At 69.3% G+C, this 19631-nt stretch carries 17 protein-coding genes; 15 read left to right on the top strand and 2 right to left on the bottom strand.

What is annotated here, in order from left to right; genetic code table 11:
- The first annotated feature begins 3 nt into the window (after positions 1 to 3).
- Complete coding sequence (locus TR42_RS09895) at positions 4 to 819, top strand: sigma-70 family RNA polymerase sigma factor (protein WP_081953303.1); 816 nt, start codon at positions 4 to 6, stop codon at positions 817 to 819.
- On the opposite strand, the gene TR42_RS09900 is transcribed toward TR42_RS09895, so the two are convergent.
- The gene (locus TR42_RS09900; protein ID WP_236623422.1) at positions 816 to 1304 is read right to left on the bottom strand and encodes a M23 family metallopeptidase; all 489 of its coding nucleotides are present in this window, start codon (positions 1302 to 1304) and stop codon (positions 816 to 818) included. The genes TR42_RS09895 and TR42_RS09900 overlap by 4 nt on opposite strands.
- A 334-nt stretch (positions 1305 to 1638) precedes the next feature.
- On the opposite strand from TR42_RS09900, the gene rpsB reads away from it, so the two are divergent.
- The 14 genes from rpsB (at position 1639) to TR42_RS09970 (ending at position 18823) form a co-directional block, all read left to right on the top strand.
- Positions 1639 to 2508, top strand: a complete 870-nt coding sequence (rpsB, locus tag TR42_RS09905; protein ID WP_042215391.1) for a 30S ribosomal protein S2 — start codon at positions 1639 to 1641, stop codon at positions 2506 to 2508.
- Between the two features lie 25 nt (positions 2509 to 2533).
- Positions 2534 to 3373 (top strand): translation elongation factor Ts, encoded by an 840-nt coding sequence (gene tsf / locus TR42_RS09910; protein WP_042215393.1) that lies wholly within the window; start codon positions 2534 to 2536, stop codon positions 3371 to 3373.
- 62 nt (positions 3374 to 3435) lie between these two features.
- Complete coding sequence (gene pyrH, locus TR42_RS09915; RefSeq protein ID WP_042215394.1) at positions 3436 to 4182, top strand: UMP kinase; 747 nt, start codon at positions 3436 to 3438, stop codon at positions 4180 to 4182.
- Between the two features lie 32 nt (positions 4183 to 4214).
- Positions 4215 to 4763, top strand: coding sequence for a ribosome recycling factor (frr, locus tag TR42_RS09920; RefSeq protein WP_425305733.1), 549 nt, complete (start codon positions 4215 to 4217; stop codon positions 4761 to 4763).
- A gap of 31 nt (positions 4764 to 4794) precedes the next feature.
- Complete coding sequence (locus TR42_RS09925) at positions 4795 to 5856, top strand: phosphatidate cytidylyltransferase (protein WP_052405928.1); 1062 nt, start codon at positions 4795 to 4797, stop codon at positions 5854 to 5856.
- A complete protein-coding gene (rlmN, locus tag TR42_RS09930) occupies positions 5853 to 6965 on the top strand; it encodes a dual-specificity RNA methyltransferase RlmN (protein WP_042215398.1) in 1113 nt (370 codons plus the stop codon). Before TR42_RS09925 ends, rlmN begins: the two co-directional genes overlap by 4 nt.
- Positions 6965 to 7528 carry a DivIVA domain-containing protein gene (locus TR42_RS09935; protein WP_042215400.1) on the top strand — a complete coding sequence of 188 codons (564 nt, stop codon included), beginning with the start codon at positions 6965 to 6967 and terminating at the stop codon, positions 7526 to 7528. The genes rlmN and TR42_RS09935 overlap by 1 nt, the downstream gene beginning before the upstream one ends.
- On the top strand, positions 7525 to 8679 hold the full coding sequence (gene dxr / locus TR42_RS09940) for a 1-deoxy-D-xylulose-5-phosphate reductoisomerase (protein ID WP_042215401.1): 1155 nt from the start codon (positions 7525 to 7527) through the stop codon (positions 8677 to 8679). The genes TR42_RS09935 and dxr overlap by 4 nt, the downstream gene beginning before the upstream one ends.
- A gap of 5 nt (positions 8680 to 8684) precedes the next feature.
- A complete protein-coding gene (locus TR42_RS09945) occupies positions 8685 to 9995 on the top strand; it encodes a M50 family metallopeptidase (protein ID WP_042215403.1) in 1311 nt (436 codons plus the stop codon).
- 58 nt (positions 9996 to 10053) lie between these two features.
- Positions 10054 to 11187, top strand: a complete 1134-nt coding sequence (gene ispG, locus TR42_RS09950; RefSeq protein WP_042215440.1) for a flavodoxin-dependent (E)-4-hydroxy-3-methylbut-2-enyl-diphosphate synthase — start codon at positions 10054 to 10056, stop codon at positions 11185 to 11187.
- Positions 11184 to 12098, top strand: coding sequence for a GNAT family N-acetyltransferase (locus tag TR42_RS09955; RefSeq protein ID WP_042215404.1), 915 nt, complete (start codon positions 11184 to 11186; stop codon positions 12096 to 12098). Before ispG ends, TR42_RS09955 begins: the two co-directional genes overlap by 4 nt.
- A 187-nt stretch (positions 12099 to 12285) precedes the next feature.
- Complete coding sequence (locus TR42_RS09960) at positions 12286 to 15342, top strand: glycosyltransferase (RefSeq protein ID WP_042215406.1); 3057 nt, start codon at positions 12286 to 12288, stop codon at positions 15340 to 15342.
- Positions 15343 to 15674: 332 nt separating this feature from the next.
- On the top strand, positions 15675 to 15992 hold the full coding sequence (locus TR42_RS09965) for a hypothetical protein (RefSeq protein ID WP_143058973.1): 318 nt from the start codon (positions 15675 to 15677) through the stop codon (positions 15990 to 15992).
- Positions 15989 to 18823: an FkbM family methyltransferase gene (locus TR42_RS09970; protein ID WP_081953306.1), complete on the top strand. Its 2835-nt coding sequence runs from the start codon at positions 15989 to 15991 to the stop codon at positions 18821 to 18823. The genes TR42_RS09965 and TR42_RS09970 overlap by 4 nt, the downstream gene beginning before the upstream one ends.
- Before the next feature lie 227 nt (positions 18824 to 19050).
- Here TR42_RS09970 and TR42_RS15410 read toward each other — a convergent pair whose 3' ends face one another.
- Positions 19051 to 19623: a CatB-related O-acetyltransferase gene (locus tag TR42_RS15410; RefSeq protein ID WP_042215411.1), complete on the bottom strand. Its 573-nt coding sequence runs from the start codon at positions 19621 to 19623 to the stop codon at positions 19051 to 19053.
- Between the last annotated feature and the right edge of the window lie 8 nt (positions 19624 to 19631).

Here is a 19631-nt window from a genome sequence, read left to right on the forward strand (position 1 = left end):
GACATGACCGAGCTCAACACCGTGCTGTCAGAGACCGAGCCTGAGGTGCCCGTGGCGATGCCCGCGGCCACCGCCGAGTGGTGGGACATGCTCGCGGCGGGAGGCGAGGACCGCGCCGTGGCGCGCGACGCGCTCATCACGCACCACGCCCCGCTGGTCACCCATGTGGCGACGCGCATGATCGGCAAGCTGCCCGACACCGTCGAGCTCGCCGACCTCGTCTCGTACGGGATGTTCGGACTCATCGACGCGGTCGAGCGCTTCGAGCCCGCGCGCGGCTTCAAGTTCGAGACCTACGCCTCGACCCGCATCCGCGGGGCGATCATCGACGAGCTGCGCGCCGCCGACTGGGTGCCGCGCTCGGTGCGGACCAAGGCGCGCACGGTCGAGCACGCGGTGCGCTCGCTCGAGCAGGAGCTGCTCCGCCCGGTGACCGACGAGGACGTCGCGACCCACCTCGGCTGGGCGACCGCGGAGGTCCGCACGGTCCGCGCGCAGGTCGCGCTGTCGCACTTCGCGGCGCTCGACGGCATGCCGTCCGAGCCCGACACGCAGCCCATCCCGACCCTCGGCTCCGCCGCGATGGAGCACGCGTCCTCCCGGATGGAGGCACGGGAGGCGCAGACGCTCCTCGCCGCGGCGGTCCAGGGCGTCCGCGATCGCGAGCAGGAGGTGCTGCGCCTCTACTACTACGAGAACCTCACGCTCGCGCAGATCGGCGAGATCCTCGGAGTCACCGAGTCCCGCGTCTCCCAGATCCACTCCGCCGCCGTGAAGAAGCTGCGCGAGTCCCTGGTGCGGACGGGCGCCTTCTCCTAAGGCGCCGGGAGCAGCACCACGGGGCCGAACCCTTCGAGAAGGTCGAGGGGATCGGCGTAGCGTCCGTCGACCCGCACGCCCCAGTGCAGGCAGACCTGCGGCGCACAGTGCCCCGCGACGGACGCGACCGTGCCGACGGGATCGCCCCGCGACACGGCGGTGCCGACCGCCGGCGGATCGGCCACCGGCTCGAACGAGGACACCGTGCCGTCGCCGTGGTCCACCGTCACCACCACGCGGTCGACCACCGGACCTGCGAACATCACGACGCCGCCGGCCGGCGCGCGGACCGGGTCGCCGACAGCCGCGCGGAGGTCGATCCCGCGATGCCCGGCGGCCCATGGCTGCGCGGGCGCCGCGAACAGGCGCACCGCGCGCATCGGCTCGAGCGGCGCGATCATCGCGCCGGGGGAGCCCTCCGCCGTGAGCCCACCGAGCAGCGTCCACGCCATGACCAGCGTCGCGATCGCGGCTCGGCTCCCCATGGGACAATGCTGGGGTCATCGCGCCCGCGCAGAGGAGCCCCGCGCGCACGCCTCGGGACCTCCCTGGCAGGCGGCGCGCCCGTGGACATCGCGCGGTCGCCGGTCCCGGCCCCGATCCGGTACTCTTGAACCCGCATCCGGCATGCCCGGATGACGTCGCGCGTCATTCGCCTCCCGTCGGAGGCGCCGGAAGGGCGAGGTCCGAGCAATCGGTGCCCGACCGCGTTGGCGCCAGGGATGTGAGCCGCCCGGCCCGCATCGTCAACCGCAACAGGCGCCCGCGAGGGCGCCGCAGAACAGAAGCACGCGCCGCGCGCGTGCGAAAGGAAGTGCCATGGCCGTCGTGACCATGCGCCAGCTGCTCGACTCGGGTGTCCACTTCGGTCACCAGACCAGCCGCTGGAACCCCAAGATGAAGCGCTTCATCTTCACCGAGCGCAACGGGATCTACATCATCGATCTGCAGCAGTCGCTCGCGAAGATCGACGCCGCCTACTCGTTCGTGCGCGACACCGTGCAGCACGGTGGCACCGTGCTCTTCGTCGGCACCAAGCGCCAGGCGCAGGAGCAGATCGCCGAGCAGGCCAAGCGCGTGGGCATGCCCTACGTCAACGAGCGCTGGCTGGGCGGCATGCTCACCAACTTCCAGACGGTGAGCAAGCGCGTCGCGCGCCTCAAGGAGCTCGAGGAGATCGACTTCGACGACGTCGCCGGCTCGGGCCGCACCAAGAAGGAGCTGCTCAACCTCCGTCGCGAGAAGGACAAGCTCGACAAGACCCTCGGCGGCATCCGCGACATGGGCAAGGTCCCCTCGGTCGTGTGGATCGTCGACACCAACAAGGAGCACCTCGCGGTCGACGAGGCGAAGAAGCTCGGCGTCCCCGTCGTCGGCATCCTCGACTCGAACTGCGACCCCGACGAGGTCTCGTACGGCATCCCCGGCAACGACGACGCGATCCGTTCCGTCGGCCTGCTCACCCGCGTGATCGCTGACGCGGTCGCCGAGGGCATCCGCCTGCGTCACTCGGGCGGCACGACCGGTGCCGAGGACGAGGCGAAGGCCGAGGAGCCCCTCGCCGAGTGGGAGCAGGAGCTGCTCGACGGCGCGAAGGACGAGGCCAAGGACGAGGCGAAGGCCGAGGAGCCCACCGCTGAGACCACCCCCGCCGCCGAGGCCGCCGAGGCCCCGGCCGCGGACAAGTAAGCGACTAGTCAAAGGACGCAACACCATGGCGAACTACACCGTTGCTGACATCCAGGCGCTCCGTGAGCGCACGGGTGCCGGCATGCTCGACGTCAAGAAGGCGCTCGACGAGGCGGACGGCGACCTCGACAAGGCCGTCGACATCCTCCGCGTCAAGGGCCTCAAGGGTGTGACCAAGCGTGAGGGCCGCGCGGCCTCCGAGGGTCTCGTCCTCGCGTCGATCCAGGACGTGGACGGCGGCCAGGCGGGCACGCTGCTCGAGCTCAACTCCGAGACCGACTTCGTGGCGAAGAACGAGAAGTTCATCGCCCTCGCGGCGAAGGTCCTCGAGGCGGTCGTCGCGGCCGGCGCGTCGAACGCCGACGAGGCGCTCGCCGCCGAGCTCGACGGCAAGACCGTCAAGGAGATCGTCGACGAGAACGCCGGCGTGCTGGGCGAGAAGATCGTCCTGCGTCGCGTGGCGCGCGTCGAGGCCCCGGTCGTGACCGAGTACCTCCACCGCACCAACAAGGACCTCCCGGCTCAGGTCGGCGTCCTCGTGGGCACCGACGAGAAGGCCGCCTCGGTGGCCAAGGACGTCGCGATGCACACCGCCGCGTACTCGCCCGCGTACCTCACCCGTGAGGACGCCCCCGAGGAGACCGTCGCCAACGAGCGTCGCGTCGCCGAGGAGGTCTCGCGTGCGGAGGGTAAGCCCGAGGCTGCGCTCCCGAAGATCATCGAGGGCCGCCTCAACGGCTGGTTCAAGGAGAACGTGCTGGTCGACCAGGCGTTCGCCAAGGACCCCAAGACGACCGTCGGCAAGGTCGTCGCGGAGACGGGCGGCGCTCTGGTCGCCTTCGCCCGCTTCCGTGTGGGAGCCTAAGGCTTAGCCTTTCCCCACCACCCATATATGAGCAAGGCGCGGCGCGCCGTCAGGAGGAATCCGTGTCCGAGACCAGCGATCTGATCCCGGGCACGGAGGCCCCGGCGGCGCGCCGCGTGCTTCTCAAGCTCTCCGGCGAGATGTTCGGCGGAGGCCAGCTGGGCCTCGACCCCGACGTCGTCAGCCGCGTCGCGCGCGAGATCGGCGACGCCGTCCGTCAGGGCGTGCAGGTCGCGATCGTCGTGGGCGGCGGCAACTTCTTCCGCGGCGCCGAGCTCTCGGAGCGCGGCATGGAGCGTTCGCGCGCCGACTACATGGGCATGCTCGGCACCGTGATGAACGCCCTCGCGCTCCAGGACTTCCTCGAGCAGGCCGGCGTCACCACGCGTGTGCAGACCGCCATCACCATGGGCCAGGTCGCCGAGTCGTACCTGCCGCTGCGCGCGATCCGTCACATGGAGAAGGGCCGCGTCGTGATCTTCGGCGCGGGTGCGGGCATGCCGTACTTCTCCACGGACACCGTCTCGCTCCAGCGCGCGCTCGAGACGCGCTGCTCCGAGGTGCTCATGGGCAAGAACGGCGTCGACGCGGTCTACTCCGCGGACCCGCGCAAGGACCCCGACGCCGAGCGGCTCGAGCACGTCACCTACGCGGAGGCGCTGCAGAAGCGCCTCGCGGTGATGGACGCCGCGGCGTTCTCCCTCGCGATGGACAACCGTATGCCCATGCAGGTCTTCGGGCTCGACACCCCTGGAAATGTGACTCGCGCCCTCCTGGGTGAGAGAATCGGAACCCTGGTGACGGCCTGACGCCGCACCGTTAGGAGACAAGCGTGACTGAGATGATCCTCCTCGAGGCCGAGGAGAACATGGACCAGGCCGTGGCCGTCGCGAAGGACAACTTCGCGAAGATCCGCACCGGCCAGGCGAGCTCCGCGATGTTCGCGAACATCGCCGTCGACTACTACGGTGCACCCACGCCGCTGCAGCAGCTCGCGTCGATCAACGTGTCCGAGGCCCGCACCGTCGTGATCTCGCCCTACGACGCGAGCGCCAAGAAGGAGATCGAGACCGCGCTGCGCAACTCGGACCTCGGCGTCAACCCCTCGGACGACGGCCAGGTGCTGCGCGTCGTGCTCCCGCAGCTGACCGAGGAGCGCCGTCGCGACTACGTCAAGCTCGCCAAGACCAAGGCCGAGGAGTCCCGCGTCACGGTGCGCAACATGCGCCGCAAGGCCAAGGACCAGATCGACGCCGCCGTCAAGGACGGCGAGGTCGGCGAGGACGAGGGCCAGCGTGCGGAGAAGGAGCTCGACGCGCTCACCAAGAAGCACGTCGACGCGATCGACGCCCTCCTTTCGCACAAGGAGAGCGAGCTCCTGGCGGTCTGATGCCTGACGCGACCGTGCGACAGGGCGTCTCATGAGGTGGGGGCGCCGCCGCGAGGCGGAACCCGACACCTCGGTGCCGAGCGCCCTGCCCGAGCACACCTTCGAGTCACGCGTCTTCGCCCCCGTCCATGCGGCGGTGCCGGACGAGCCGCCTGCCGAGGTCGCGGATGCCGTCGCGCCCGCCGAGGCCCCGGCCGTGCCGCGCGCGGCGGAGGAGGACGATGCGGCGGACCCCGTCGACGTGACGGTCCCGCTCGAGGACGCCGTGCCCGCGCCTCGCCGCAAGGCGGGCCGCAACCTCGGTCTCGCGACCGTGGTCGGCGTGGTGCTCGGCGTCGGCGCGCTCGCCGCCGCCTGGTGGCACCCGCTGCTGTTCGCTGTCGCCATCTACGGCTTCGCGATCGCGGCCATCGTCGAGTGGAGGGCGGCGCTCGCCCGCCACGGCATGCACGTCGCGCTCACCCCGGTGATCCTCGCGACGCTCGGGATGGGCGTCGCCACGTGGTTCGGCGGGGGAGAGGGCCTCGTCGTCGCGCTGCTCGTGGCGTGCGCCGGCACGGTCGCGTGGCGCATCGTCGACGACCGCGTCGAGAACACGATGGCCGACTCGCTCGTGTCCATCCTCACGCTCACCTGGATCCCGTTCCTGGCCTCGTTCATGCTCCTCATGGAGCTCGCGGACGACGGCTGGAAGCGGATCGTCATCGTCATCGCCGCGGTGGTGGCCAACGACACCTTCGCCCTGTTCACGGGGATGCTGCTCGGACGTCGCAAGCTCGCGCCGCGCGTGAGCCCCAACAAGACGTGGGAGGGCGCGATCGGCGGCGCGGTGTTCGGCATCGTCGCGGCGTCCGTCGTCGCGGCGGTGCTGCTCGACGGTCGGTGGTGGATCGGCTCGGCCGTCGGCGTCGCCTCCGTCATCGCGGCCGTCCTGGGCGACCTCGCCGAGTCCGTCCTCAAGCGCGATCTGGCGGTCAAGGACATGTCCAGCGCGATCCCGGGTCACGGCGGCGTCCTCGACCGTCTCGACTCCCTGCTCCCGGCGGCCGCGGCCGCCTACGTCGTCTTCGCACTCTTCCTGGGGACCTCATGACCTCGCTTCCGACCCTGCCCATGCTCGCGCCCCGTCGGGGGAAGCCGCCGCGGCACTTCGCCGACCTCGACCAGGTCGAGCGGGTGGACGCGCTCAAGCAGCTCGGCCAGCCCGGCTTCCGCGCCAAGCAGCTCGCGACGCACTACTACGACCACCTCACGGTCGACCCCGCCGACATGACGGACCTGCCGGCGGCCGCGCGCGACACGCTGGTGGGCGAGCTGTTCCCGCCGCTCCTCACGCACGTCACGCAGCTCACCGCGGACGACGGCGCGACGGTGAAGACGCTGTGGAACCTCATCGACAACGCCAAGGTCGAGTCGGTGCTGATGAAGTACCCCGACCGCGCGACGCTGTGCGTCACCAGCCAGGCGGGCTGCGGTATGGCCTGCCCGTTCTGCGCGACCGGCCAGATGGGCCTCACCCGCAACCTGTCCGCGGGGGAGATCGTCGAGCAGGTGCGTCTCGCGGCGAAGCAGGCGCGCGACGGCGAGCTGGGCGGCGACCCGGTGCGCCTGTCGAACGTGGTCTTCATGGGCATGGGCGAGCCGCTGGCGAACTACGCCGCGGTCATCACCGCGGTCCGCGCGCTCACCAGCCCCGCCCCCGAGGGCTTCGGGATGTCGGCGCGTCACGTCACCGTCTCGACGGTGGGCCTGGTGACCGGCATCGACCGCCTCGCCTCCGAGGGCATCCCCGTCACGCTCGCGCTCAGCCTCCACGCCCCCGACGACGAGCTCCGCGACACGCTGGTGCCCATCAACGCGCGCTGGAAGGTGGACGAGGCGCTGGACGCCGCGCGCCGCTACTTCGACGCGACCGGGCGCCGCGTGAGCATCGAGTACGCGCTCATCCGGGACATCAACGACCACGCTCATCGTGCGGAGCTTCTCGCCAAGAAGCTCAACGCGCGCGGCGACGGCTGGGTGCACGTCAACCCCATCCCGCTCAACCCCACGCCGGGGTCCAAGTGGACCGCCTCGGACCCCAAGGTGGAGCAGGAGTTCGTTCGTATCCTTCGAATGCACGGGATTCCGACGACCATCCGCGATACTCGAGGTAGCGATATCGACGGCGCCTGCGGCCAGCTGGCCATCAAGGAGAGGTGATGACGGTCCTGTTCCCCAAGGTGGGCTCACTGAAGCTCGGCTACCACCCGACCCAGGTCGAGGAGTTCTTCGACAAGGCGCGCTCGGCGTACGAGCGCACCGGCACCGAGCAGACCTCGCTCGAGCCGCTCGAGGTCCGCCGCACGGCCTTCGACCTCAAGCACGGCGGCTACGAGACGGGTGCCGTCGATGCGGCGCTCGACCGGCTCGAGACGGCCTTCGTGGGCCGGCAGCGCGAGACCTACGTGCGCGCCAACGGTCAGGACGCGTGGATGCAGGAGCTCGCGACGCGCGCTCAGACGCTCTACCCGCGCCTGCGCCGTCCCGCCGGGGAGCGCTTCTCGCACCCGTCGATCATGGCCACGGGCTACCGCGCGTCCGACGTGGACGAGCTGCTCGCCCGCGTCACCGCCTTCTTCGACCGCGGCGCGCCGCTCACCGCCGACGACGTCCGCGGCGCGACGTTCCGCACCTCCCGCGGCTCGCGCGCGTACGACGAGGCGACCGTCGACGCCTTCCTCGCGCGGATGGTCGACATCCTCCTCGGCGTCACCGAGGGATGAGCCGGACCGTCTCCCTGCTGGGGTCGACCGGCTCGATCGGCACCCAGGCGCTCGACGTCGTCGCGCGTCACAGCGACCGGCTCGACGTGGTCGCGCTCGCCGCGGGAGGCGCCGATCCGGACGCGATCATCGCCCAGGCGCGCGCGCATCGTCCCCGCTACGTGGCCGTCGCGCGCGAGGAGGTCGCGCCCCGCATCGCCGAGGCGCTGCCCGGCGTCGAGGTCCGCGGAGGGGCCGATGCGGTGGTCGAGGCCGCGCGCATCGGCGCCGATGTGGTGCTCAACGGCATGACCGGCTCGGTGGGCCTGCGGCCCACGCTCGCGGCGCTCGAGGCGGGCTCGACGCTCGCGCTCGCCAACAAGGAGTCTCTGGTCGCGGGCGGCGCGCTCGTGCTCGCGGCGAAGCAGCGCGAGGATCAGATCGTCCCCGTCGACTCGGAGCACTCCGCGCTCGCGCAGTCGCTGCGCTCGGGCACGCACGGCGAGGTGCGCCGGCTCGTGGTGACCGCGTCGGGAGGCGCGTTCCGCGGCCGTTCGCGGGCGTCGCTCGCGGACGTGACGCCGGCGGACGCGCTCGCGCACCCGAACTGGGACATGGGCCCGGTGGTGACCATCAACTCCGCCTCGATGGTGAACAAGGCCCTCGAGGTCGCCGAGGCGCACCTGCTCTTCGACATCCCGATGGACCGCATCGACGTGGTGGTGCACCCGCAGTCGATCGTCCACTCGATGGTCGAGTTCGTCGACGGCGCCACGATCGCGCAGGCGTCGCCGCCCGACATGCGGCTCCCGATCGCGCTGGGCCTCAGCTGGCCCGAGCGCCTCGCGGACGTGTCCCCGCGCCTCGACTGGACCGAGGCCACGGCATGGACCTTCGAGCCGCTCGACGAGGACGCGTTCCCCGCGATCCGCCTCATGCGCGACGCCGTCGCCGCCTCGGCGCTGCACCCCGCGGTCTACAACGCCGCGAACGAGGAGTGCGTGCAGGCCTTCGTCGACGGCGCGCTGCCGTTCCTCGGGATCGTCGACACGGTCCGGCGCGTTGTGGAGGAGTACGAGGCCCCGACGAGCGTGACGCTCGACGCGGTCGACGAGGCCGAGGGCTGGGCCCGTGACCGCGCACGCGCGGTCATCGCAGGGATGGGAGAGTAGGACGCATGGCTGAGGTCGTGGGCTGGCTGGTGCTCATCGTGGGGCTCCTGGTGTCGGTGGCGCTGCACGAGCTGGGGCACATGATCCCCGCGAAGCGCTTCGGCGTCCGCGTGAGCGAGTACTTCGTGGGCTTCGGCCCCAAGATCTGGTCCCGGAAGGGCAAGGAGACGGAGTACGGCCTCAAGGCCATCCCGCTCGGCGGCTACGTCCGGCTCATCGGCATGATCCCGCCGGCGGACCGCGTGAAGCCGGTCCGCGGCACGGGGCGCGTCGCCCGGCTCATCGCCGACACCCGGGAGGCCTCGGTCGAGGAGATCCCCGAGGGGCAGGACCACCGCGCCTTCTACCACCTCACGTGGTGGCGCAAGGCGATCGTGATGTTCGGTGGCCCGGTGGTGAACCTCATCATCGGAGTGCTGCTGTTCACCGGCGTGCTCTTCGCGATGGGCACCGCGGGCGACCCGACCCTCACCGTGCGCAGCGTCTCCGAGTGCGTGACCGCGGTCGACCAGGTGGAGTGCACCGCCGACGACCCGGTGGCCCCGGCGGCCGCCGCGGGTCTCGAGGCTGGCGACACCATCACCGCCGTCGACGGGACGGCGGTGAGCACCTGGGAGGACTTCACGTCGTACGTCGCGGCGCGACCCGACCAGGAGATCATCCTCACGGTCGAGCGTGCCGGCGACGAGCTCGAGCTCGCGATCACGCCCGCGCTGCGCGAGCGCTACGTCTTCGAGGACGACTACACCGTCGCGACCGACGCCGCGGGTGATCCCGTGACCGAGGAGGTCGGCTTCGTGGGTCTCTCGCCGGTGACGCCGACCGAGCACAGCCTCGGCGCGGGCCTCGAGTACACCGGCTACGTGTTCACCGCGACGGTCGACGCCGTCGCGCACCTGCCGTCGAAGGTCTACGACGTCGCGCTCGCCGCGACCGGCGCGGAGGAGCGCGGCACGGACTCGCTCATGAGCGTGGTCGGCGTGGGCCGCGTCGCCGGCGAGATCAGCGCCGCGGACGTCGACGGCTACGGCATCGGCGGCAAGGTCGCCGATATGCTCATGCTTCTCGGCAGCCTCAACATCGCGCTCTTCGCCTTCAACATGATCCCTCTGGTGCCGCTCGACGGCGGCCACATCGCCTCGGCGTTCTGGCAGGGGATCAAGAACGGGTGGGCGCGGCTGCGCGGCCTGCCCCGCCCCGCGCCCGTCGACGTGGCGCGCATGATGCCCGTCGCGTACGGCGTCTTCGCGCTGCTGCTCGCCATGGGGGCGATCCTCATCTATGCGGACATCGTCGCGCCCGTCAGCGTGGTGTGACGACCGACCGCTCTTGACCTTGGGAGATACTGGAGAAGTGACCGCCATCGGACTCGGCATGCCCGCCATGCCCGCACCTGTGCTCAACCCCCGCCGCAAGACGCGCAAGATCAAGGTCGGCGACGTGTACGTGGGCGGCGACGCACCCGTGAGCGTGCAGTCGATGACCACCACCAAGACGCACGACGTCAACGCGACGCTCCAGCAGATCGCGGAGCTCACCGCAGCGGGATGCGACATCGTGCGCGTCGCGTGCCCGACGCAGGACGATGCCGACGCGCTTCCCGCGATCGCCAGGAAGTCGAACATCCCGGTGATCGCCGACATCCACTTCCAGCCCAAGTACGTGTTCGCCGCGATCGAGGCCGGCTGCGCCGCCGTCCGCGTGAACCCCGGCAACATCAAGCGCTTCGACGACCAGGTCAAGGAGATCGCGCAGGCGGCGAAGGACCACGGCACGTCGCTGCGCATCGGCGTCAACGCCGGCTCGCTCGACAAGCGACTGCTCGAGAAGTACGGCAAGCCCACGCCCGAGGCGCTCGTCGAGTCCGCAGTGTGGGAGGCGAGCCTGTTCGAGGAGCACGACTTCCACGACTTCAAGATCTCCGTCAAGCACAACGACCCGGTCGTCATGGTGCGGGCCTACGAGATGCTGAGCGAGCGCGGTGACTGGCCGCTGCACCTCGGCGTGACCGAGGCGGGCCCGGCGTTCCAGGGCACCATCAAGTCCGCGACCGCCTTCGGCGCCCTGCTGAGCCAGGGCATCGGCGACACCATCCGCGTGTCCCTCTCCGCCCCGCCGGTCGAGGAGGTCAAGGTCGGCATCCAGATCCTCCAGGCGCTCAACCTGCGCCCGCGCAAGCTCGAGATCGTCTCGTGCCCCTCGTGCGGCCGCGCCCAGGTGGACGTCTACGAGCTCGCGGAGAAGGTGACCGCCGGTCTCGAGGGTATGGAGGTCCCGCTCCGCGTCGCCGTCATGGGCTGCGTGGTCAACGGACCGGGCGAGGCGCGCGAGGCGGACCTCGGCGTCGCGTCGGGCAACGGCAAGGGCCAGATCTTCGTCAAGGGCGAGGTCATCAAGACGGTCCCCGAGAAGGACATCGTCGAGACGCTGATCGAGGAGGCGATGAAGATCGCCGAGACGATGGAGCCCGTCGAGGGAGCCTCCCCGGAGGTGATCGCCGCGTCATGACGGACTCGTTGCTCAGGCGCGCCCAGCACACGCTGGCGCCCCTGCAGCGACGGGACCTCGACGCGGCCATCGAGATCGCGCGGCTCGACCCGGTCTCCCATGTGGTGCCGCTCATGCATCTCGAGGCGGCCCGCGCCTCCGGGATGATGCCCGCCTCGCTGTGGGGCGTGCGACGGCGCTCGGGCCTGCACTCGACGCTGGTGGGGGCGCTGTGGAACGGCGCGAACCTCTGCGCCGTGCTGCCCGAGGACGACGACGATGACGCGCTGCTAGCCGAGGTCGCAGCGGCCGCCGTCACGCGGCTCACGCGCCCCGCGGCGCTCGTGGGGCCCGCGCAGGTCACGCTCGACCTGTGGGGCCGCGTCGAGCCGTGGTGGGGTCCCGCGCGCGAGGTCCGCCCGCGCCAGGTGTCGATGGCGATCGCCGCGGATCCGGCGCCGGTGACCGGGATCGCGGCGGGCGACCTCGCGCTCGGTCCGGTGAGGCTGTCGACGCTCGACGACTACGACCTGCTGCTGCCCGCATGCGTGCACATGTTCATCGGGGAGGTCGGCTACGACCCCCTGCGTCACGGTCGCGCCGGCTACGAGGAGCGCCTGCGGTACCTGGTGCGCGCGGGCCGGTCGTTCGTGCAGATGGGCACCGTGGCCGGGGAGCGCCAGGTGGTGTTCAAGGCCGAGGTCGGCGCACTCGGCGGGGGAGTGGCGCAGCTCCAGGGCGTCTGGGTGCACCCCGACGTGCGCGGCCGGGGGCTCGCACGGGCAGGGATGGCCGCGGTGGTGTCGCAGGTGCGCGCACGGCTCGCGCCGACCGTCAGCCTCTACGTCAACGACTTCAACCCGGTGGCGATCCGCGCGTACGACGCGGTCGGGTTCGGCGAGGTCGGGACGTTCGCGACCGTGATGTTCTAGGTGCCTCGGGCCCTCCGGCCGCCCGTGAGTGGGCCCGCAACATGGTAGAGTTTTCGCGCCGTGTGCCAGAATCTTGGTACGCACGGACGGACGTGCCGCACGAGCGTGGCGCCTCATCCAGAGCCGGACATGCCGGTAGCGGTGTCTGAGGGGCCTGTCGGCGCGTCCAAGCGCTGGGAGGGGAATTTTGACAGGCAGCAATCGACGCGCGCTCTTCCTGGCGCTGCTCACGGTCACGAACATCGTGGTCGTCGCGGGATCGCTGGCGATCCTGGCGGTGACAGGGGAACGCTACCTTGCGGCGCTCATCGCCGTGGTGCTCGGCGTCGCGGGCGCCGTCTCGGTGCCGCCGCCCGTCATCTATTGGGAGCGCTTCATGGCCCACCGCGCCCAACGCGTGCGGATGCGCCACCTGCAGGCTGGCATCTCGCTGGTCTTCGCCTTGATCGGCGTCACCGGCGCGTGGATCATCGATGGTCCTTTCGCGGCCCTGGCGATCTTCATCGCTGCCGTGGGTGCGAGCGCGAGCGTCGCAATCTCGTGGCGCGCGCGGCGCCACATCGTCGCGATTCCTTTCGTCCGCCAGTTCGCCGTGCGCGTGACCCTACCGCGCGAGCGGCAGCCCGGCACCGGCGCCAGCAAAGGCGTCCTGCGCTCCCCCGCGAACGTCACACCGCATGCGTCGCACATCACGGCGCGGGTGCTGACGGTCAGTGCCAAGCCCGGCGCAGCTTCCGCCCCCGAACTCCAGAGCGAACGGGGCCGCGGCACGGGAACCCGGGCGCTCCCGATTGGATCAGACAAGCGCCGTCGAGTTGCTCCCGCATCTTCGGAGTTCAGGAAGCGCATCGCGCATCTTGAGCACGCCGCGCGCCGGGGATACGAGACTGCTGCGCTCGACGCGCTCGAGTCCTACGCCTCGACTCCCGGGCTGGACTCACGGTTCCGGGCCGAGGCTCGCTTGGCCCGCGTCTACGTCCTAGACCACGTCGGCCGGCAGGCCGACGGCGACAAGGAGCTCCTGCGGGCTGCGGTCACCGATCCGGCAGTGCTCGCCGGCAAGCGGGCCGCCGCTCGTTGGGTTCACGGGCGAGCCCGTTCCGGCGCGGTGGACGAGGCGCTGTCGTTCATCGCTTCCCGTCAGGTGGAACACGGCTTTGAGCCTGAAGTGCACATCGCGCTTCTGAGCGCCGATACTGAGGCGCTGCCAGACGACGCACGTCTCGACGCGCTTTCGCGCTGCTATCTCGATCGCGGCTTCTGCGGTATAGCGCGGATCGACCCGGGCAGGCCAGCGACGCTCGGCAACATCCGCGGCGCCGTTTCACCGGGTGCCTCGTATGAGGACGGCCCGTTGGTATCGGTGCTGATCCCGGCCTTCAACTGTGAGGACACGATCGGCTACGCCATCGACTCGGTGCTCGCACAGACGCACCGCAGCCTCGAGGTCATCGTGGTGGACGATGCAAGCACTGATGGCACGCGTGCGGTTGTCGAAGACCGCATTGGTCGCGACTCGCGCCTCAGCCTGGTCCGGCTGACTGCCAATGGCGGTGCGTACGCGGCGCGGAATATCGCGCTTGCCGGCGCCGCTGGCGACCTTGTGACTGTGCACGACGCAGACGACTGGGCACATCCTCAGCAGATTGCCACGCAGGTCGCACGTCATGCCGAGGCACAGGGGGTGATCGCAACCGTTGTCGAGCGCGTTCGGGTCGATGATGCGCTGCAGCTTCGTAGCGGGTTTGCCCGGAGCTCGCCGACGTTCATGGTCGCCCGCGCGGTGTTCGACGAACTCGGAGTATGGCAAGAGTTGCGGATCAACGCCGATACGGAGTTCACCGACAGGTTCGCACGTATGTACGGACGCGACGCTATCGTCACCGTCTCTGGCCGCGTTCCGTTCACCCTTGCTCGCATCTCGGGCCGGAACCTCACTGCCGATGGGCCGCGAGGTCTGCGGTATATCGCGCATGCGTCCGGCGCCCGTGCTCAGCATCTAGAGGCATCCAGGGCTTGGCAGAATAGCGCCGCGTTCTCCACCGGCGCGCCCACCCTCGATCCTGATTGCGACCGCCCGTTCCCGATACCACGTCTCATGGATCCGGCACTACAGTCTCAGGCGACGACTCGCCATCTCGACGTTGTCCTGATGTCCGACTTCGTCCTGCCGGGTGGCACGACTTCCGCGAACATCCGGGAGATCCGGGCCTGGCGTGAGGCAGGCATGACCGTGGGCCTCATCAATCACCCGCGCTTTCCTGACCGCGTCCGTGGCCCCATCAACGCCAAGTACTGGGACGTCATCGACGGTGACCAGGTGCGCTTGCTCAGCGTCGGGGAGTCGATCACCACTGACCTGCTGGTATTCGTGCATCCCCCCATGGCGGTCCATCTCGCTGACGAGCTTCCGTGCGTCGAGGCGGACAGAGCCGTGCTGGTTGTGAACCAGGCACCCCGGCGCCTCTACGACGATTCGCCGGACGACGTCCACTACTACGACCTCGACAAGGTGGTCGCGTCTCTTGAGCGACGCTTCGGCGTGGAGGTGCTCGTCGCTCCGCTGTCGCCATCGATTCGAGGCGTACTGCGAGAGAAGCACGCAGACGAGCTCTCGGGCGTGACCATGTCGGAGGAAGACTGGCTCGTGTGCCTCGACCCAGAGGACTGGGCACGTCCCGCCCCGCGGCGGCGCGACGGCGCGATCGTCGTCGGTCGGCACTCCAGGGATGGTGTCGAGAAGTGGCCGCTCTCCGCGGAGGACCTTCTCGGCGCATACCCCGAGGCAACTCCGTTCGAGGTCCGAGTCCTTGGAGGGGCTCGGGTCCCGGCCACGCGGATCGGTCACCTCCCCGCGAATTGGACCGTCACGGAGTTCGACTCGGTGCACCCCCGCGACTTCCTCGCGGAGCTCGATGTCTATGTGTACTTCACGCATCCCACGATGATCGAGGCATTCGGTCTGGCGCCGCTCGAGGCGCTGGCTGTCGGAGTGCCGTTGGTCACCAGCCGGTCCTTCGAGCCGATCTTCGGTGACGCAGCGCTGTATTGCACGCCGAGCGAAGTCGCGACTGTTGTGACGGCTCTGATGGCTGATCCGGCGCGATACGAGGACATGGTGGAGCGGGGGCGGCGACTCGTACGCAACCATTACTCCTTCGCCCGACATGTGGCGCGTGTGTCGCGGTTCTCCGGCGCATTGGACGTGCCTGCGGGCGAAGTGCTTCCCGTGCCAACCCACTAGCGTCGTGGCGCGAATCCTTGCGGTGGTTCACGAGCACCGCATGTGTCGGCGAGGGTCACGCAGCCTCGAAACCCGACGCGGCCCGGTCGGCCGTGTGCACCGGGCTAGAATAGTTCGGCACTCGGTGTCAGCTGCCATGGGGCCATGCGTCGCGATACAGCGCAGATGTCGATGATTTTCACAGCTACACCTGAACGCCCGCACTGCGCGGGCCCGACACCACGGAGGAAACACCCATGCGACCACGTCTAGTCATCGGGGCCTCGGCAGTTGCGACGGTCGCCGCAACCCTTGGACTCGTCGGTTTCGTTGACGCAGCGTGGGGGATTGCCGTGGGCATCGCGCTCCTCGCGGTTCACTCGTCGCTGCTCGCGCACTTCGTGATCCGGCAGCTGCAACGGTCGAGCAGGAACGCTGAGCGGTTCCATCGGGAGTCTTCGCGCCGCGTGAAGCGCCTGTCCGACGCGAACGAGCGGATGGAGCGGAAGGTTGGCGACAACGCGGAGGCGCTGCGCACGGTGAAGCGCAGCCTCAACCTTACGGCGCAGGCTGTCGATGCCCAGCGTGCGGTGAGCACCGAGATCTTCGTCCGGACCCACGGACTTGCGCAGCCGGCGCCGGGTCGGGCGACCGCTGAGGCCGATGTATGAGTGACCGTTTTGACGTCGCATCTGTGCAAATTCCGTTCGCGGATCGGGAGCTGACGCTCTCGGGGTACGTCGGCGAATACGTCTTCGAGACCGTTCGTAGCTACCGTCGGTTCTACGAGGGCGACCTTCTCGAGTTCGTCGCAAGCCTCCCGCTTGCGCCTGGCGCCATCATCGATGTCGGCGCGAATCTCGGCAACCACACGGTGTACCTCGCGGAGGCGTTCAGCGAGGCGAAGGTCTTCGCTGTCGAGCCGCATGGGCCGAACATCGAGCTGCTGCGCCGCAATGTCGCGGAAAACGGACTCGATCAGCGCGTCGAGGTGGTGGCGGCCCTTGCCTCGGACGGCCACCACTCCTACGAGCTGACCCAGAACCTCGACGGCAACCTCGGCACCATGGCCGCGACCCGAGCTGCAGGGGGCGACATCCAAAGCGTCATCCTCGACGAGCTTGTCGGTGAGCAGCAGGTGTCGCTCGTCAAGGTCGACGTCGAGGGTATGGAGCCTGATGTCCTTCGCGGGCTGGAGCGGACCATCGGGCGCTGTCGTCCCGTGATCGTCACCGAGGCTCACGACCCCTCGCACACCCGGGCGATCGCCGGCTTCCTGAACGCATTCGGCTACCGCGAGGTGGCCATTCGTGGCCGTTCCCGCAACGTGATCTGGGCCGCACCGGGAGCGACCCTCGACGCTCACGCTGTGGATACTGTGATCGGCCAGGGCTCGGCGGACAGCCTCTTCACCCTGGGCCGGGAGGTGCGCAGCGGTCGCGATATGACGGGCCGCGTCGGTGCCCAGTTGAAGGACGCGATCGAGCGCAACGTCGCGGCGACCGAGCAGATCGCAGCGCTGCTCGGCGACGTCAAGCGGGTGCGGGAGGAGAAGGACACCGAGGTCGAGACCTGGAAGGCTGCGTTCACCAGCCTTTCGCGCGTCATGTCGGTCGCGGTACCTCATGCATGGGATCACGAGAGCGCCGTCCGGGGTGCCGGGCTCCCCAGCGAGGTCGCCGGACGCCCGGGTCCACTGGAGACCACTGGCGCGGGCTCCGCTCGCGAGGTGACCCGGAGTGCCAACCGCGACGGCGTGCGTGTCGGCATGGCCACCATGCCCGGCAGGGAGAAGAGCCTGGCGGCTGCCTTGGCGAGCCTCGCACCGCAGGCGGATGAGGTGTTCGTCTGGCTCAACGACATGGCTCAGCCGCCCGCGTCGATCCCGCTCTACGATAACGTGCGCTATTTCACGGGAGAGGACCTCGGCGATCGTGGCAAGTTCATGTTCCTCGAGGGATTCACCGGGTACTACCTGACCTGCGACGACGACATCCACTATCCGCGCCACTACGTCGACTCGATCGTCGACGGCATCGAGCGGTACGGCCGCGCACGCGTGGTCGGGTGGCATGGCTCGGTCTTCAAGGAGCCGTTCGAGAACTACTACGATTCCGGCTCCCGCCGTGTCTTCGCGTTCTACTCTCATCGTCCGCACGACACCGCCGTTCATCTGCTTGGCACCGGTGCGACGGGGTTCCACACGTCGACCATCGACTTCGCGATGTCCGACATGCCGGTCGCGAACATGGCCGATGTGTGGTTCGCGATCAACGCACGTGAGCAGGGCGTGGGCCTGGTGGTGCTCAAGCACGAGAAGAAGCTCGCATATCCGCTCGACACGGAGGCGCCCTCGATCTCGACGGCGTCCATGGGGCGCGACGAGGGAACCGCTGCTCGTCGACTCGACATGCGCCAGATCGTGACGCAGGAGATCGCCGCGCGGGCGCCATGGCCCGATCTCTCCGCGTTCCGGCCGGTGAAGCGCGACACGATGAATGTCGCGATCGTCGGTCGCACGGATCGCAAGCGATGGAAGAAGGGCGGCATCCTCAAGTCGTGCCACCTCATGGCAGACGTGCTTCGCAAGTTCGGTGCGGAGGTGACGCTCGCGGACATCGAGACCGGTGATCCGATCGGCCTCGGCGGCGTCGATGCGGACGCGGTGATCGTCTATGTCGGCGATCCGCAACGGCCCGATTTCGCCCGCGTGATCGAGACGGTGCGCACCCACGCCGCGCGTGGTCGGGTGGTCCTCGTCAACCTGTCTCTGCTGGCTTCGGATCACCGTGCCAACTTCATCGTGGAGCAGATGCAGGAATGGATCGCCGAGTACGGTGACCTGGTTCAGGTGCTCGTCTTCGCGAACTCCGCACGAGATACGCCCGAGCTCGCACCGATCCGCGACAACATCGTCACTCTGCCCAAGACGATCCAGCCGCTAGAAGGGGCGACCGCGACCTTCGCCGGCACGCGGGGCGTGTTCGTCGGCGACATCGCGAAGCTCTCCGACGAGCGGATCATTGAGGGCGACGCCCGGGAGTGGATCGGCGCGATCCGCGAGGCCCTCCCCGGCGTTCCGCTGATCGGGCTGCGGCAGTACAATCCGCGTTTCGATCACGATTTCGGGCTGGACGAGATCTGGCCCTATTCGCACCACGGGCTGGCGGACCGCCTCGTGAAGATGAGGGCGATGGTCTCGCTCGCTCGGCAGCTGACCTTCGAGATGGTGCCGGTCGAGGCCGCATCGCTCGGCGTGCCTGTCTTCTATCGGCACATGCCCCACTCGCTGTCCGAGACCTTGAGTCTCGGCGGCGTGCAGGTGGAATCGCCGGACGAGCTTGCCGCGGCGATCTCCACCGTCTACCACGACCCGATCGTCTGGCGTTCGTTCTCCGCGGCAGGCCAGCGCACTGCGTCGGCGGTAGACGTTGACGCGATGGCGGGGCAGTTCTACCTGCGGATCAAGATGCTGGTCGACGGGGCGCGACGCGCCCAGTGATCGGTCAGCAACGCAACCAGGCCCACGAGTGTGAGGGGCAGGCCACGGGCCTGCCCCTCACACTCGTGCGTCGCGCCGCGTCCGTCCCACGTGGCGCAACTGGGTGCGTTGGTGTTGGCCCGAACGGCGTGTCTGCGGCATCCAGTTGTCGGCTGATCCGAGCTGGACGAGCTCCGCGGATCAGCGGGCGTCCTGCGTGAGTCAGGCCCGCGCCCCAGCTGACGAGATCACTTCGCCGGAGGCGGCGTGAATCGGCGGTACTTCGCCTCGGCTCGGGGCAGATCGGCCTGCTCGAGCCGATCGAGGGAGGCGTTCACATCGCCGTCGACGAGTTCACGCAGGACTGCGGGCTCGAGTTCCCACCAACGGCTCGCGAGCAGGCGATCTGTGATCTCCTTGTCGAACCGTTCGCGTATCAATCGCGCGGGGACTCCGCCCACGATCGCGTAGTCCGGCACGTCCTTGGTGACCACGGCGCCAGCAGCAATCACGGCCCCGTGCCCGATCCTGACTCCGGAGGCGATCTTCACGTCGTCCCCGATCCACACGTCGTTTCCCACGACGACGCGGCGTTTGGGGTCCTCGGAGGCCAAATGAGATTGGGACATCGGTTCGGAAATCTTGAAGAACGGGGAGGTGGAGAGGTGATGCAGAGCATGGACGCCCATGCCTATGGTCACGCCCCGACCGATCGAGCAGTATCGGCCGATCTCCACATACGACCGAATGAGCCCGCCACGGTTGACGTACGTGCCGAAACCGACCCAGATGGTTCCGAGGACCTCTGTGCCGTTGAGCACGACCTCAT

The sequence above is a fragment of the Demequina mangrovi genome (assembly GCF_000759715.1).
Classification (GTDB): Bacteria; Actinomycetota; Actinomycetes; order Actinomycetales; family Demequinaceae; genus Demequina; species Demequina mangrovi.